The organism is Anaerosphaera multitolerans (genome assembly GCF_004006535.1).
Lineage (GTDB): Bacteria > Bacillota > Clostridia > Tissierellales > Peptoniphilaceae > Anaerosphaera > Anaerosphaera multitolerans.
Window position 1 is genome coordinate 134,428 of sequence record NZ_RLIH01000003.1, and the last position, 16,085, is coordinate 150,512.

Annotated in this window: 14 protein-coding genes and 1 tRNA gene; all 15 read right to left on the reverse strand. The window is 29.2% G+C overall.

Going from position 1 to position 16,085, the window contains the following annotated elements; genetic code table 11:
- Nucleotides 1–46: 46 nt before the first annotated feature.
- The 15 genes from alr to EF514_RS10970 all read right to left on the reverse strand — a co-directional run bounded on the left by alr (nucleotide 47) and on the right by EF514_RS10970 (nucleotide 16,078).
- Nucleotides 47–1,207, reverse strand: a complete 1,161-nt coding sequence (alr, locus tag EF514_RS03190; protein ID WP_127723771.1) for an alanine racemase — start codon at nucleotides 1,205–1,207, stop codon at nucleotides 47–49.
- Nucleotides 1,208–1,217: 10 nt separating this feature from the next.
- Nucleotides 1,218–2,417 carry a signal recognition particle-docking protein FtsY gene (gene ftsY / locus EF514_RS03195; protein WP_127723773.1) on the reverse strand — a complete coding sequence of 400 codons (1,200 nt, stop codon included), beginning with the start codon at nucleotides 2,415–2,417 and terminating at the stop codon, nucleotides 1,218–1,220.
- Between the two features lie 11 nt (nucleotides 2,418–2,428).
- Entirely contained in the window at nucleotides 2,429–5,977 is a 3,549-nt protein-coding gene (smc, locus tag EF514_RS03200) for a chromosome segregation protein SMC (RefSeq protein ID WP_127723775.1), read from the reverse strand.
- The gene (locus EF514_RS03205; RefSeq protein WP_127723777.1) at nucleotides 5,968–7,038 is read right to left on the reverse strand and encodes an elongator complex protein 3; all 1,071 of its coding nucleotides are present in this window, start codon (nucleotides 7,036–7,038) and stop codon (nucleotides 5,968–5,970) included. Before EF514_RS03205 ends, smc begins: the two co-directional genes overlap by 10 nt.
- Entirely contained in the window at nucleotides 7,031–7,732 is a 702-nt protein-coding gene (gene rnc / locus EF514_RS03210; RefSeq protein WP_127723779.1) for a ribonuclease III, read from the reverse strand. Before rnc ends, EF514_RS03205 begins: the two co-directional genes overlap by 8 nt.
- A 7-nt stretch (nucleotides 7,733–7,739) precedes the next feature.
- Nucleotides 7,740–7,964, reverse strand: coding sequence for an acyl carrier protein (locus EF514_RS03215; protein ID WP_127723781.1), 225 nt, complete (start codon nucleotides 7,962–7,964; stop codon nucleotides 7,740–7,742).
- Entirely contained in the window at nucleotides 7,964–8,953 is a 990-nt protein-coding gene (gene plsX, locus EF514_RS03220; protein WP_127723783.1) for a phosphate acyltransferase PlsX, read from the reverse strand. Before plsX ends, EF514_RS03215 begins: the two co-directional genes overlap by 1 nt.
- A 119-nt stretch (nucleotides 8,954–9,072) precedes the next feature.
- Nucleotides 9,073–9,149 (reverse strand) — tRNA-His (locus tag EF514_RS03225).
- Nucleotides 9,150–9,215: 66 nt separating this feature from the next.
- Nucleotides 9,216–9,938, reverse strand: a complete 723-nt coding sequence (locus EF514_RS03230) for a hypothetical protein (protein ID WP_127723785.1) — start codon at nucleotides 9,936–9,938, stop codon at nucleotides 9,216–9,218.
- Between the two features lie 12 nt (nucleotides 9,939–9,950).
- A complete protein-coding gene (gene rph / locus EF514_RS11010; RefSeq protein ID WP_127723787.1) occupies nucleotides 9,951–11,258 on the reverse strand; it encodes a ribonuclease PH in 1,308 nt (435 codons plus the stop codon).
- Nucleotides 11,259–11,295: 37 nt separating this feature from the next.
- Complete coding sequence (locus tag EF514_RS03240) at nucleotides 11,296–12,591, reverse strand: N-acetylmuramoyl-L-alanine amidase (RefSeq protein WP_127723789.1); 1,296 nt, start codon at nucleotides 12,589–12,591, stop codon at nucleotides 11,296–11,298.
- A 38-nt stretch (nucleotides 12,592–12,629) separates the two neighbouring features.
- Complete coding sequence (locus tag EF514_RS03245; RefSeq protein ID WP_127723791.1) at nucleotides 12,630–13,613, reverse strand: AIR synthase family protein; 984 nt, start codon at nucleotides 13,611–13,613, stop codon at nucleotides 12,630–12,632.
- Nucleotides 13,610–15,001, reverse strand: coding sequence for a type IV pilus biogenesis protein PilM (locus EF514_RS03250; RefSeq protein WP_127723793.1), 1,392 nt, complete (start codon nucleotides 14,999–15,001; stop codon nucleotides 13,610–13,612). The genes EF514_RS03245 and EF514_RS03250 overlap by 4 nt, the downstream gene beginning before the upstream one ends.
- On the reverse strand, nucleotides 14,998–15,720 hold the full coding sequence (locus tag EF514_RS03255) for a prepilin peptidase (RefSeq protein ID WP_164845531.1): 723 nt from the start codon (nucleotides 15,718–15,720) through the stop codon (nucleotides 14,998–15,000). Before EF514_RS03255 ends, EF514_RS03250 begins: the two co-directional genes overlap by 4 nt.
- On the reverse strand, nucleotides 15,704–16,078 hold the full coding sequence (locus tag EF514_RS10970) for a type II secretion system protein (protein WP_127723797.1): 375 nt from the start codon (nucleotides 16,076–16,078) through the stop codon (nucleotides 15,704–15,706). The genes EF514_RS03255 and EF514_RS10970 overlap by 17 nt, the downstream gene beginning before the upstream one ends.
- Nucleotides 16,079–16,085: the final 7 nt, after the last annotated feature.

Consider the following 16,085-nt stretch of genomic DNA (forward strand, 5'->3'; position numbering starts at 1 on the left):
ACTAAATTTATGAAAGTCAATAAAAAAAGAATAAAAACCAACGTTTTTATTCTAAATTTATATCATATATACTTTCAACTTGAGAGTTTTTAATGTAGACTCTTGGCAATCTCATTGAAAAGTGACAGGAAAAAGACGTATCGACTTCTCCGGCCTTTTCTGCTAACTCTCCAATTGAAATTTCCTCTTCACCTTGTTTCCCTAAGAGAACAGCCTCATCTCCTATTTTACAGTTGACCTTAGATACATCAATCATCATTTGATCCATACATATTCTTCCTATTTGGGGACATCGCTTACCTCCAATAAGTACATCTATTTTTCCGCTTAACTGTCTTATTATTCCATCAGCATAGCCTATGGGAAGAGTTGCCACCCTTATGTCGTCTTCGGCTTCATAAGTAAGTCCATACCCCACTTTTTCACCTTTTTTAACTATCTTTAAATGAGAAATTTCGGCTTTTATTTCTCCAATATATTCTACGTTAAAATTCTCATACCTGCTAGCCACTCCCTCAGTAGATCCATATTGAACTATGCCGGGTCTTACTCCGTCTAAGCTGTATTCTCTATAATTAATAACACCTTGTGAGTTGTTAATGTGTCTAATACCCACATCAACTCCCTTGTCCTCCACTGACTTAACAAAAAAAATAAAATTTCTATATTGGCTTTCAGTATAGTCAAAATTACTATCTGCAGCGGCAAAATGAGAAAAGATTCCTTCAATTTTTACATTGTTTAATTTGCTTATTTCTACTACCTCATTAATACTGTCCTCGTTTACTTTAAAACCTATTCGGTTCATTCCGCTATCAACGACTAAGTGTATTCTTGCAACTTTATTTAATGAAACAGCTATCTTACTTAATATTTCAGCCGTTTCTAAACTATAGGTAGCCATGATAATATTATTTTCTATTGCATCAGCCATAACATATTCGGGAGTATAACCTAAAATTAATATATCAATGTCTTTAAATTTTCTTCTAATTTTTATAGCTTCACTATTAGTTGCAACTGCAAAGAAATTAATTCCCTCTTCTCGTAAAGTTTCAACTATTTTTAATGAACCGAATCCATAGGCATTACTCTTTACTACAGATATAATTTTTACATTCTTATCTAAAATACTCCTTATTTGCTCTATATTGTAAACTAATTTATCTAGGTTTACTTCCAGCCAAGAAGATCTTGTCAGCTTCATCCTGTTCCCCCTAGTCAAAAATTGCATCTATAAAGGAATCCATATTAAATTCCTGAAGGTCGTCAATTCCCTCTCCCACACCAACTAATTTTATTGGTATTTGAAGTTCACTTTGTAATGCTATTACTACACCGCCCTTAGCTGTACCATCTAGCTTTGTAAGCACTATTCCCGAAAGTTCTGTAACTTCCATAAAAGTCTTAGCCTGATTCATGGCATTTTGACCAGTTGTAGCATCTAGAACCAAGAGAGTTTCCCTATTTGCCTCAGAATATTCCCTATCTATAATTCTGTTAATCTTTTCCAGCTCCTGCATTAAATTAACTTTGTTATGCAAACGACCTGCCGTATCGCAAATTAATATGTCACAATTTCTAGATTTTGCAGCAGAAATTCCGTCAAAAATTACTGCTGCCGGATCAGCGCCTTCCTTATGGGATATAACATCTACCCCGGCCCTATCTCCCCAAGTCTTAAGTTGATCTATAGCCGCGGCTCTAAAAGTATCTCCTGCTGCTATAATAACCTTTTTATCCTTCATCTTTAATTTGTTTGACAGCTTACCTATTGTTGTAGTTTTACCAACTCCATTTACACCTACAACTAATATAACAGTAGGCTTTTCTTCTGAGATTTCGGTAGGCAAATCTTCATTCATAAGTTTTTTAACTTCTTTTTTTAATAGATCCTTAACTAGAGAAGGGTCATTTATTTTTTCTTCAATTATTGTATCTCTTAAATTATCAATTAATTGCATAGTAGTCTTCATACCAATATCAGCAGAAATAAGAATGTCCTCTAAATCTTCAAGCATTTCATCGTCAATTTTAACGTAAGCGCCCAGAACTGTATTTATTTTTACGCCCATCTCATGTCTGGTCTTACTTAAGCCCTGTTTCAACCTTTGAAATAAAGATACTTTCTCCTCTGCCTTATCTTCTTTTTCTTCCACTACCTCTTCAACTGATTCTACTTTTACTTTATCAAAATCATCTTTTAAATCTTCCTCAGTTGTAGTCGTCTCTACTTCTTCCTCAATTTCTTCCAAGTCATTTTCCCGTAACTCTACGTCCTCAGAAATACTCTCTTCTATATTTTCTACTACATCTTCTTTTTCACCTTCAATTATTTCTTCACTTTTATTTTCTTCCACTGAAGGCGTTTCTTCTGTACCATTTTTAGCTATTTTGTCTTTAAACCACTTGAACACTTAAATCCCCCTTAACTTTTTAATTCTACAGATATAATTTTGCTAACTCCTCTTTCCTCCATAGTAACACCATAGAGAACATTTGCTATTTCCATAGTCAACTTTCTATGGGTGATTATTATAAATTGAATATCATTAATGCTCTTTAAATAATCAGCATATCTTTTAATATTTGCATCGTCTAGAGCTGCATCTATCTCGTCAAGAATACAGAAAGGAGCCGGCCTTACTTTTAATAATGCAAAGAGTAAAGCAACTGCAGTAAGGGACCTTTCACCTCCTGAAAGAAGAGATAAGGACTGAAATCTTTTACCCGGAGGTTGTGCTTTAATTTCAATTCCGCTATTTAAAACATCCTCACCATCTATTTCAATTTCCGCTCTACCGCCATTAAATAAAATTTTAAATATTTCATCAAAGTACTTTGATATTTTAGAAAAAGACTCTTTAAATCTAACTTTCATTTCATCATTTAACTTTTTTAAAATAGATTTAATTTCTTCTCTGGAATTTAATAAGTCCTCTTTCTGTTCTAAATTAAATTTTAACCTCTCACTAACTGTCCTATATTCATCAATGGAAAATAAATTTACTTCACCAAGTTTATATATTTCAGTTTTCAAATTCTTAATTCTGTCTGTTAACTCTTTATTAGTAATGTTTTCAATTAAATTTGAAATTTCAGACTTACTTACTCCATATTCAAGGTTCATTCTATCAACAATTGAATCAATATTAAAACTGATTTTTTCCATATCTGATTTTACTTTGGTAATCTTATTTTCCAATTCATAGTTTGTATTTTGAATTTGATAGGATTCTTCTAAATACTTAGAATGTAAAGATTTCTTCTCATCTTTAATTTTCTTTTTTTCTGACAATTCATTAGAGAAATTATCAATTTTACTGTGAATTTCCGATAGTTTTTTTTCAAGTTCCACTTTACCTATTTGTAAATCTTCAATGCTAACTAAAATTGTTTCATTTTCCTTTAAAGCACTTTCAATCCTTTCGCCATCAGCTAAATTACTATCTTCAATTCTCTTTATTTCCTTTTCAATGTTCAATATTTCATTTTGAATTTTTACAATCTCTAACTTTTCATCATTATTTTTTTCAATTTTATTATCTATCTCATTTTTTAACTCATTTAACTGTTCTTCAATTTCATCATTTTTATTACTAACATTTAATAACGCTTCTTCTACTTTTTTTAATTTTTCGGTATTTTCAGCTAAGGATATTCTATCTTCTTTCATAGAACCTTCAATACCTATTCTATCTTCATTGTATTTTTCCATATAGGAATCATTATTTTTCATTGAGTTATTAATATTCTCAACAGTTCGCTCTAAACTTAATATTTCCTCTGAAGTTTTAAAAATCTTTTCATCTGTTGAGACTAAATCTGATTTTAACTTTTCCAGTTTAGATTTGCTTTCATTAAAAATTTCCAAACTTCTATTGTAGAGGTTTTGTATTCGCCTTACTTCTTTCTTAGCAGCTTCTATTTCATTTTTTCTTCCCAAAATATCAGTGTTGTTTTTAGGTAGATTACCTCCCGTTATAGATCCTCCAATATTTAAGCTGTCTCCTTTAAGTGTAACTATTCTATAACTGTTTTTTAACTTTTTAGACAAACTTAAAGCACTATCAAAGTCAACTGCTACTATAGTTCTTCCCAAAAGGCTTTTAAAAATATTTTTATATTTAAAATCATAATCTATTAGTTCATCTCCATAGCCTAAAATCCCCTGATCTTTATACTTTGACAAATCTAAATTCGTCTTTTTAAATTCAATTTTCCCAATGGGTAAAAAGGTTATTCTGCCAAGTTTTTCTCTGTTTAATAGGTTAATCATTTCCTTTGCATCATTTTCATCTTCCACAATTATGTTTTGCGAAGAGCTACCCAATGCTACGCTTATAGCTTTTTCATATTTACTGTCCACTTTAATATTATCGGCAACAGGCCCTATTAATCCATCGGAAAATAAATTTCTCTTCTTTGTAAAATTCATAAAAGATTTTACACTTTTATTATATCCTTCAAAATTATCAGCTAAGTTTTTTAAAGCTATGTACTTAGCATTTTCTTTTTCAAAATTAGATTTATAGCTCTGTAACTGTTCCTCAACAGTATTAACTTCATTTTGTAATTCTTCTACAGCTTTAGTTAAGTTAATTTTTTCAGTTTTTAATAGTTTAGATGTTTCATATACCTTAGCTTTTTTTTCATCTGTTTGTCTTAGTGATCTTTCAATTTCTAAATTATTTTCTTCTAAAATCGCTAAATTTTTATTTATACTTTTTAATCTATCTTCTTTTTCTTCTATTAAAGAAGTTTTAATTGAAATCCTAGATTCTATTTCAGATTTTTCTCTATGCAGTTCAATAAGCCTTGAATTATCCAAATCCAATTTTTTTTCTATTTCATTACGACGTTCGACGCTTATCTCTAAGCTGTCTTTTAACTTATTTAAGTTAATATTTTTTTCTTCCTCTAAGTCCCTAATATTTTTTAATTTATCAATTAAATTATTCTTCTCAGCTTCACGATTTTTAATAATTGCTTTTAACTCATCTATAGTATTAAAATTTCTATTTAAATTTTGTTCTAATGTTTCTTTTTTCTCGACAATTAAATTTAACTGAGAAATTTCTCTCTCATATAATTTATTATCTTCTAATTCTTCTTTTTGAAGTTTTTCAATTTCCAATTCAATTTCATCTATTTCTTTGGAAATCAAAGACTTTTGAACTTCTAACTCCTCTAACTTAATCTTTAATTTTCCAACTTCAGTTAAAAATTCCTCTTCTCTTAATATATATTTTTCATTATTTTTAATATGTTTTTCAATTTCATTAAATGCATTAGTTATTTCCAATGATTTAAGCTCTTCAAAGAGGTTCTTATACTTAATTGCATTTTCAGATTCTATCCTTAAGACTTTTTCTCTCTGCTCTATCTCTGAAATTATATCGTTTAACCTTACAATGTTTTCCTCTGTTTTTTTTAGCTTGTTTTCAGATTCAAGTTTACGCATCTTATATTTTGAAATACCTGCAGCTTCTTCAAAGACAGCTCTTCTCTGTTCAGGTCTATTACTTAAAATACTTTCAACTTTACCTTGTCCTATCAAAGAATATCCATCTTTTCCGATACCAGTATCCATAAATAACTCTTTAATATCTTTTAATCTACATTTTACACTGTTAATTAAAAATTCACTTTCCAGAGATCTATACATCCTTCTGGTAACAGATACTTCATTGTATTCTAAAGGTAAGGTTCTATCTGAATTATCAAAAACAATAGTAACTTCAGCAAAGCCAAGCGGTCTTTTCTTATCTGTTCCGGAAAATATTACATCTTCCATTTTAGTTCCTCTTAAAGTTTTTACACTTGTTTCGCCAAGTACCCACATAATAGCATCAGAAATATTACTTTTACCACTACCGTTAGGTCCTACAATTCCTGTTATTTTATGGTTAAATTCAATTTTAGTTTTTTGTGCAAAGGACTTAAATCCCTGAATGTAAAGTGTTTTTAAATACATGTTCTCTCCAAAGTAATAAAATCTAATATTTTTATTTCTTTTTCTAAATTATTGTAATTCAATATTAAATTTTCATTTCCAATATTTTTTTCTCTTAATTTTAATCTCTTTAAATTAAGGGCATCTGTTATTTTTCTCTTAATAGTTCCCTTTTGGCCGGATAAACTTGAAATATTTTTCCCCGAGGCAAAAATACTTAGTACTCCATCTTCTACTTTTAAATCATTAAAATAATTTTTCAATACTTCAAAAAGTATTTCACCTTCAACTAATTGTCTTATAGAAGGATGAAAAGGTCCTGTTACCACATCCTTATTTAGTTGTATATTATCTGTAGGTTGTAGACCTATTCTAATTACGGGAATGTTATTAATAATATAGACTTTAAGTACTTCCTTAGACATATTAACCGCTTCTTCTAAAGTTAAAGCACTATAAAGTCCATTTTCCAAATCCTTTAATAGCTGTGTTTCTTTTATAACTAATGTTGGGTAAATCCTTACAAAATCAGGATCAATTTTTATAAATTCTCTTGCAGTATATAAAGACTTTTCTAACGTATCTCCCGGCAATCCCAACATTTGTTGCAATCCTAAATTAAATCCATATTCTTTTATTAATTTTGAAGCCCTGTAAACACAACTTGAATCATGACCTCTATTTGACCTGTTTAAAACATTTTCATCTAAACTTTGAACACCAAGTTCAATAGTATCAACTAAGTAAAATTTCAATATATCTAAAACTTCATTATCTATGCAATCAGGTCTGGTGGAGATTCTTATTTCACTGATTATTTTCTTTTTTTTGTATTCTTTTATTACAGTTAACAGTTCTCTTTGTATATTTTGATCGATGGCAGTAAAACTACCTCCATAAAAAGCAACTTCTATATTTTTCTTATCTTTAAAATATCCCAAGTATTCCTCAATGATACTATAGACATCTTCAGTGCTTACATTAGTAGAAACAGCTGTTATTTTCTTTTGATTGCAAAATACGCAATCATTTGGACAACCTAAATGAGGGACAAAGATTGGAATTATATTTTTCTTAGACATCTTCTTCTCCTAATTTAACTAAAGCCTCTTTGGCAGCCATTTGTTCGGAAAGTTTTTTTGTACTTCCACTTCCTCTGCCTAATATCTCTCCATTTACTCTGACCTCAGAATAAAAAACCTTGTCATTATCCGGTCCTGTTTCATTGTACAAATTGTAATTTAAAGTGACTCCATTAGTTTTTTGTAATATCTCTTGAAGTCTTGATTTATAATCTCCGTTCAATTTAAATTCCTTGGCTTCAATTAACTTTTCTTTAAAAATATTTAAAACCACTTTTTTAGTTGCCTCATATCCTCCATCTATAAAGACTGCTCCTATTATAGCTTCTAAACAATCGGCAATTATAGATTTCCTTTTCTTACCTCCAAATTTTAACTCGCCTTTACCAAATCTCATATAATCTCCTATAGAAAATTTAACTCCTATTTCAAAAAGAGTTTCCTCATTTACTACAGAAGATCTTAACTTTGAAAGCTTGCCTTCAGAAGTATTTTTTAAATTGTAAAAAAAATATTCACCTACAATTAAATCTAAAACGGCATCACCAAGAAATTCAAGTCTTTCATTACTGATGCCGTTTTTATTATTATGCTCATTTACATAGGATGAATGAGTCAAAGCAGTCTTTAAAATATTTATATCATTAAACTCATATTTTAAATTTCCACTTAACCTTAATATGTCCTTAAACATAATAAACCTACTCTAATTCTTCAATATAATCAATTACATCTCCAATAGTAGACATTTTTTCTATTACTTCATCGTCAATTTCCAAATCAAGTTCATCTTCAATGGTCATTACAAATTCTACTATATCAATGGAATCAGCATTTAAATCATCTACAAAAGACATATCTTCATCTAATTCTTCAACTTCTCTATTAAATTGAGTAGCTATCAATTCCAATATTCTTTCTTTCATTAATTGTCCTCCTTAAATACTTTTTCTATCTTATCAATTATATTATTTCCAATAGCATCTATTGCCACTTTAGTTGCATTTTTAATAGCTTTTGAGTTGGAATTTCCATGTGCTTTTATTACAACTTCATTAAGCCCCAATAAAAGTGCCCCTCCAACTTCATTTGCATCAAGTCCCTTTGAAGCATTGTTTAAAAGCTTACTTATATTTAACTTTATCTCATCATCTATATCTGAATTTTTTATAAATTCACTGAAGTACTTAACAACAAAGTAGGCTACACCTTCAGTATTCTTTAATATGACATTTCCTACAAATCCATCACATATAACTAAATCACAATCGCTTAATGTAACGTCTCTAGCTTCAATATTACCCATAAAATTAAGTTCTGATTTTTCAAGGAGTTCATAGGTTTCTTTAACTAAAGAATTACCCTTGCCTTTTTCACTGCCAATATTTAAAAGTCCAATTTTCGGATTTCCCACTTTAAAGATTTCTTCTAAATAGACTTTGCCCATTTTCGCAAATTGAAGTAACATCTCAGAAGTGCAATCTACATTTGCTCCTGAATCAATTACCATGGTCTTTCCTTTTAATCCAGGTAATGACGTAGGTAAAACCGCTCTTTTTATATTTTTAATTCTACCAATTATAAATAAGCCTCCTGCCAAAAGAGCGCCTGTGCTTCCGGCAGATATAAAAGCATCATATTCTTTAGCTTTTAAAGCACTTAACCCCATTACTGTTGAAGAATTCTTCTTTTTTCTTAAAGCAAAAGCAGGTTCTTCATTATTTTCAATTTTTTCTTGAGCATCTATTATTTCAAGACCACCTTTAAAATCAAGTTCTAAAGCAGTTCTTTCAATTTCTTCTTTTTTACCGACAAAAGCTATTTCAATGCCGTGCTCTTCTCTTGCGTCAAAGGCACCCTTCATAATTTCCAAAGGTGCATTATCTCCGCCAGACGTATCAAATAATATCTTCATTAAGAAGCCCCCTTTATCTTAAATAAATATATAGTATATCTTTAAAAAAATCAATAAATAAGTTGTTTTCTACAAACAAAAAAGTAGTTAAGAAACCTCAACTACTTTTAAAATCATTATGGGGTGGATAGTGGGATTCGAACCCACGACCTCAAGAGCCACAATCTTGCGCCCTAACCAACTAGGCCATACCCACCATGCAATAAAACATTGTATTAATAATAACAGAATCTTTGTAAAATGTCAATGTCCTATTTTATTTTCAAACCACTCTATCATATATAACACTTGTTTTATCTTCCGTAAGTCCCTTTCCTATAAAGCCCTGTGAAATTAATTCACGTTGTTTCTCAATATCTAATCTGTTAACTTCTAAATTAATGTTTTCCATTTTAAGGTTGGATTTTTCATCTAAATAATTAATATATCTCCAATATCCTTGCGGTTCCTTTTCATCGGGGTACTTTTTTTCCAAACCTCTAATTTTTAAACCGCCCCTTAGTGCATTTTCAATGCTGAATAAATTATAGGGTGAAATTGTAGATATATATTTATAATAATTTTTTTCATTCATTAATTTTCTTAATACTTCAAAAGTTCTATATTGAAGTTTGTTTCCTGTGTAGTTTCTATCAACTAAAATGGATTTTAAATATATAATACCTTTTCTTTCCTCCAAAGGTAAATTTATATCGTCCATTAAATCTGAATTATAACAGTCTAAAAACACTATATACCTTTGAGCTACAAGATTTTCATCTTCATCAAACAACCCTAAAATCTCGCCGCCCTTGTAATAAGGCTTAAAGGTATCTTCCTTAGATTGAAGTAAAAAGGTTTCTTTGTTTTCCAGTAAACTATAACTTTTTAAAATAAACTCATATACTAAATCAAGTTCACTGTCTTTTATCCATCTTAACTTTAATTGCTTCTTTACTTTAATGCCCTCTTCAAGCTTATAAGCCTCCATATAGCCTAAAGTCATAAGTTCCTCCAGTTAGTTATTGCCATACTTATTAATTAAAAATTCTTTTAGCTTGTCAACAGCTCTTTTCCTATGGCTTATTTTATTTTTTTCTTCAAAACTCATTTCTCCAAAGGTCTTATCATAGCCTTTTGGAATAAAGATACAGTCATAGCCGAAACTCTTATCTCCCCGTTCCTCTTTTGAAATTTCTCCGTCACATATTCCCTCAAATATATTTTCTACTCCAAATTCATCTATATAGACTATAACTGTTTTAAAATAGGCACTTCTATTATTTACTCTATCTAATTTTTCTAATAGCAACTCTCTGTTTTTCTTGTCGTCATGTTCTCCTGCATATCTGGCTGAGTGAACTCCGGGTTCGCCTTTTAAAGCTTCTACAAATAAACCTGTATCATCTGCAAGAACACCAAAATCTGTCCTTTCTTTTATGGCTAAAACTTTTAATCTCGCATTTCCTTCTAAAGTATCTAAATTTTCATCTACTTCCACACCAAAAATACCTGCCTGACTTTTAGATAGAACTTTTAAGGGAATATCAGATAAAATCTCCTTAATTTCATCAACTTTATGTTTATTGTCTGTAGATAGAATAATAATATCTTCAGTTTGAAATATTTTTTTCTGACTTTTAAAAATTTCCTCAATTCCTACTTCTGCTAGATCTAAAAGTTCATTTAAATCTTTTCTGGAATATAATTTTCCTTCAGCTGTACCTTGAATTTCCACAATTTCTTTTTTAGAGTTCATTACTACATTTAAATCCACATCAGCCATAAAATCTTCTGAAAAATCTAAATCAAGTAACTTTTCTCCTTTTACAATTCCCACACTTATAGCTGCAATATCATTTATTATTGGATTCTTTTCAATTTTATTAGCCTTTAATTCTCTTTCAACTGCCAATTTTAAGGCTATAAATGCACCATTTATACTGGCGGTCCTCGTTCCTCCATCTGCTGAAATTACATCGCAATCTATCCAAATGGTCCTTTCACCTAAAAGTTTTAAATTTATAGCAGCCCTTAAACTTCTACCTATTAATCTTTGAATTTCTTGACTTCTTCCATCAATTTTCCCCTTTGAAATATCTCTAACTTTTCTATTTTTAGTTGAACTTGGCAACATTGAATACTCACAGGAAAGCCATCCGCTATTAGTTCCTTTTAAGAAAAACGGAACCTTGTCTTCAATCATAGCTGTACATATTACCTTTGTATTTCCACATTCAATTAGAACAGATCCATTGGGATTTGGCGTATAATCAATTTGAACTTCAATTTCTCTAATTTCATTTTCTTTTCTGTTTTTTCTCATATAATCTCCAACTATAAAGAAAAGAGGCCTAGCCCCTTTAATTTATTATCACATAATTATCTATATAATTTACTAAGCCATTATACAGTCCATTAACTAATTTTTCAATAAAATTATCATTTTTTATTGATTTTAAATCTTCTTCATTTGAAATAAATCCCAGTTCCGCTAAAGCAGAGACATTTTTTGTCTTGCTCAATACCACTAAATCAGACCTATTTTTAACACCTCTACTGTTTAAACCAGTCTCTTTTGTCAATGATTTTAATAATTCATTTGCCAGTGTTTTTTGTTTAACCGTCTTTATTAATACGTCATCTTCAGAAGCATAAAGTACCTCAATACCCTTTGCATCTTCAATTTCAGAACTATTAAAGTGAATAGATAAAAATATTTCCGCATCACTATTGTTAGACTCGCTAGCTCTATCAAGAAGTTTTACATACTCATCAGAAGTTCTAGTTAAAGTTACATTGTATCCGTTAGCTTTTAATTTATCATATAGCTCCTTAGAAACTTTTAAATTCAACTCTTTTTCATAAGTTCCGTCTAATGCTGTCGCACCATTATCCTTTCCACCGTGTCCCGGATCTATAACTATATTTAATGGTCCTTCAGCAGTTATTTTATCAGTTACTTCAACGGTTCTCTTCTCTTCTTCAATTGTTACGTCTAAACCTGCAGCGGTGTAGACGTCATCTTTATCTCTTTTTCCAATATTTTCAGCTTCTTCTTTTTCAAAATTGGAAAAGTAGGAATTATTATCAGTTGAAATAGATTCTGTCTTTACGGTTTCCTCCATATCTTTCTCAATTTTTAAATCCTCTTCTTTCTCCAAGGATTTTCCCTCTTCAGTAATAATGCTAGCCAAGTTCGATTTGGATTCCCATAAAACCTCATATCCAAAGGCTTCGGATATAAATCTCAAAGGTACCATTGTCTTTGTTTCACTATTTGGAAGAGTATAGGATACAAATTTAGGTATTGAATTATCATCTATTTTAGATTTAGTACCGTCAACATAGATAATGTTGCTATCTATTTTTAATTTAATTTCTTTTTCATCTAATTTAATAGTTGCACTTTTAACTTTATTGTCCCAGTCAACTGTGGCTCCTAAACTTTCACTTATTTCTCTAATAGGTACAAATGTCCTTCCATTTACTACATAAGGAGCAAAATCACTTATTAAAGGTTCATTGTCTATACTTACTTTCACCATATTAACAGTAGTATTTTTCCCATCTAATTTCACATTAAAGGACGAATTTGCCTCTACAACACCGTTAAGAAGAAAGAACAGTGTCATAAATATAAATAAGAATTTTTTCATAACTTCCTCCTTGAAGTAAATCATAATGCAGAGTTAAATTATACGACTTTATACAATTCATCAACAGTAGTATTTGTAATTTCCTCCAAGGCGCCATCTTTTACAAAAAAGCCGCTACCCTCTTTTATTTCACCTATTTTCGTTATTTCAATACCTTCCAAAGCACTTTTTTTCCTAAATTCCTCATAATCATTTTTATTTAATATAAACACCATACTACCACTTGAAATCAATCTATATACATCTAATCCGTAAAAATCAGCAATTTTTCCAGTTACCTTTTTTATAGGTACTAATTCCTTATCCACTATAATTTTCTTATTTACAACCTGTGCACTTTCCCAAAGAGCACCATACAATCCACCTTCGGTAATATCATGCATATATTTAACATTGTACTTTTTGGCAATTTGTGCTTCCTTTACCACAGATAACATATTAGAAAAATTATTTACTTCACTTTTCTCCTCTAAAGAAAGAACTCCTTCCAACTCATTCATTTTCTCTTTATAGATAATGGAAGATCCCTCTATTCCAATAGATTTAGAAATGGCAACTATATCATCGTCATTAATATCCTTGATTTTAGGCAGTTCATTTTCGCTTACTCTTCCTATTACTGTAGTAGTAACTACTATTCTATTAACAGCATCAGTAATTTCTGTATGGCCACCAACAATATCCAAGTTTAACCTGTCACATTCTTCTTCCGCATCTCTCATAATCTCATCTAATTCATCTAAAGTTGCAGTGGGCGGCAACAAAATACTCATAAGCATTGCCACCGGCTCTGCACCTCCACATACCACATCATTACAGGATATATTTACAGAAAGCTTTCCCAAATCCTTAGTTGAACCAGTAATTGGATCTATGGAAATTACAACTAAATCATCATCTAAATCTAAAACAGCCGTATCTATTCCTATTTCAGAACTTACTAATACTTCTTTTCTCTTATTTATAATATTTTTAAAAACGTGATTTCTCAATTCCTCATTTGATATCTTTCCTATCTTCAACTCTTAGCTCCTAACTCAATTAAAATTTTAAAGTTTATAATTCCGTCTATTGAATTATTTTCTATTATTTTACTTTTATAGTTAATTTCTTCTAATATTTTATTTACTACTTCCAAGTCTTTTGATAATCCCATAATATATAGGTTAGGATTTTCAAATATATAGTCGGTAAACAAAACATTTTCATTTACTTTAGACTCCATATCTAAAAAAATCTTTTCAAACATTTTTAAGTTATTAGAAATTTCCGTAAGTCGTCTTTCTTTTTCCAAGTTCAACTTTATCTTATTATTATCCTCAATAATCCTATTAAAATCAAGTTCTTTAATCTTTAAATCAATATTAATTTCTTCAGACTTAAGACTTTCAAATTCATCTTTTCCCATATTAACTTTATAATTTAAATCCTTATAAACTAGAAAATTAAAAATTAAAAAGGCTAGGACTACAAATAAAATTTTATAATCTACTTTATTTTTATTTGATTTTTTAGTTTCAAAAAAATTTAAATCTTTATTTAATTTTAAAGTTTCATAATCCATATTAAAATATAATTCTCTGTTGTCAAAGTTTCTTTGCAAATCCTCTTTAATTTTATCTGTTATAAGATTTCCTTCAAATAAAATTGAACCTTCTGCTAAATCTCTTTCTACAATAGAAAATCTTTCCATTCTATTTAGAATTTCAAACTTTTTAAATTTCTCTTTAATTTCTGAACTTGTATTATCATATTTCCCATCTAATATATTTAAAGCGTTGTAGTATTCTAAATTATGATTGTTTAAAAAACTTAAATAATCATTTAAAAAATAATTTTTTATTTTAAAACTGTTTTCTTTTTGATTTAAAATGGAAAGAGTATTAAAACTAAATAATACAATATTTTCACATTTCATATTTTCCGCTAAGACTGAATTTAAATAGTATAGACCGGAAATTTTCAAATTTAAGTTTTTAAATATGCTAAGATACTCTTCAATTAATAATTTAGGTACTAAAAATACATTTATATTATAATTTTCTCCATTATAGAACTTGTTAAATCTAATATAAAAATTATCATAATTTTCAGACAATGATATTCTCAACTGATATTCAACGGCGCTTTCTATTTCCCTTTCCTGTAATTTAGGCAAGTTAATATTTAGTGTTAAAATTTTTGAACTGTTAAAGAAAACTACAATATCAGTTTTCAATGAAATTTCCTCAACCTTTAAAAATTTTTTTAATAAATAAAATATATGATGGTAATCCTTTATTTCACCATCTGTAATTATATTTTTAGGAATATTAAATTCTCTTACTTCTTCTCCTCTTATAAATTTTATAACGTAATCATCTAAAATTAAAAATATTTCCTTTTTTGATTTTAATTTTTTTATTTTCACAATATCTCCTTAATTATCCCAATTACTATGTATGGTGCAAAGGCAATTGCATCTTCTTTCTTTTTTCTTTTTAAAATCAGTAAGATTATAGCCACTAAAGCAGCAATTATGAAACTATTTCTAAATAAGATAAAGCCTTCATATAAATTATTTGTAAAAAAACCAGATATTGCACCAAGATAAATATCTCCCTCTCCAATACCTCCACTAATAAAATATATTAATAAAAAAATTACCAGTAACATTACCATTGGATACAATCCCTTAAAAACATTTTGATTTTTCATATATTTATAAATAACTTCCGAAATTAACAGCAAAACTAAATCAAAGGTGTAAATATATTGTATTTTTAAGTCAGTAAAAGCTATTGTCAAAAGTATGGTTATTTGAATTGCTCTAAGAAAAAACTCTATAGATAAGCCCTTATTTATAAATACAATTAAAAATAAGGATCCCATAGTGATTTCATAAAATAAATTATAAATCGGAATTTTTTCTTTACAATTATGACACTTACCCCTTAGAAATATATATGAGAAAATAGGAATATTATAATATATTGGTATGTAACTCTTACAATTTACACAATAAGATCTTCCCAATAAAAATTCTATTAATCTACCTCTTCTTTCTATAAAGGCTCCCATCAAGGAGCCTATTATCGAACCAAAGTAAAACACTGAAAAACCAATTAACATTTTATTTTTGACCTTCAACAAGTTTAATTTCATTTCCTACAACTTCTACAATTCCCGGTGTAACTTTTATATTTCCTGATGTATCCACTGACACTTCAAAGTTTTCTCCCATACTTTTAGCCGGTTTCGGAAACTCATTGTCAAAATAATCTTTTAAATCTGCCATACTTATTGCCGTTATTTTTTCCCTTTGTTTATCTGTCATATACATTATGGCTGCATTTTTAACTTCTCTTACATTTACATTATGGGCAGTAGCTTGAGCTGATAAATTTGATTTACCAAATCTTGGTATTGCAATAGCTACTAAAATTGCAAGGATTGCAATAACAATTACTAATTCAATTAAAGTAAAGCCTTTATTTTTCCTTTTCATTTTACAC

What these genes read in the sequence shown, in the direction of transcription:
- alr (WP_127723771.1), bottom strand. Translation starts at nt 1,207, where the DNA reads ATGAAGCTGACAAGATCTTCTTGGCTGGAAGTAAACCTAGATAAATTA.
- smc (WP_127723775.1), bottom strand. Translation starts at nt 5,977, where the DNA reads ATGTATTTAAAAACACTTTACATTCAGGGATTTAAGTCCTTTGCACAA.
- EF514_RS03205 (WP_127723777.1), bottom strand. Translation starts at nt 7,038, where the DNA reads ATGTCTAAGAAAAATATAATTCCAATCTTTGTCCCTCATTTAGGTTGT.
- rnc (WP_127723779.1), bottom strand. Translation starts at nt 7,732, where the DNA reads ATGTTTAAGGACATATTAAGGTTAAGTGGAAATTTAAAATATGAGTTT.
- EF514_RS03215 (WP_127723781.1), bottom strand. Translation starts at nt 7,964, where the DNA reads ATGAAAGAAAGAATATTGGAATTGATAGCTACTCAATTTAATAGAGAA.
- plsX (WP_127723783.1), bottom strand. Translation starts at nt 8,953, where the DNA reads ATGAAGATATTATTTGATACGTCTGGCGGAGATAATGCACCTTTGGAA.
- EF514_RS03230 (WP_127723785.1), bottom strand. Translation starts at nt 9,938, where the DNA reads ATGACTTTAGGCTATATGGAGGCTTATAAGCTTGAAGAGGGCATTAAA.
- rph (WP_127723787.1), bottom strand. Translation starts at nt 11,258, where the DNA reads ATGAGAAAAAACAGAAAAGAAAATGAAATTAGAGAAATTGAAGTTCAA.
- EF514_RS03240 (WP_127723789.1), bottom strand. Translation starts at nt 12,591, where the DNA reads ATGAAAAAATTCTTATTTATATTTATGACACTGTTCTTTCTTCTTAAC.
- EF514_RS10970 (WP_127723797.1), bottom strand. Translation starts at nt 16,078, where the DNA reads ATGAAAAGGAAAAATAAAGGCTTTACTTTAATTGAATTAGTAATTGTT.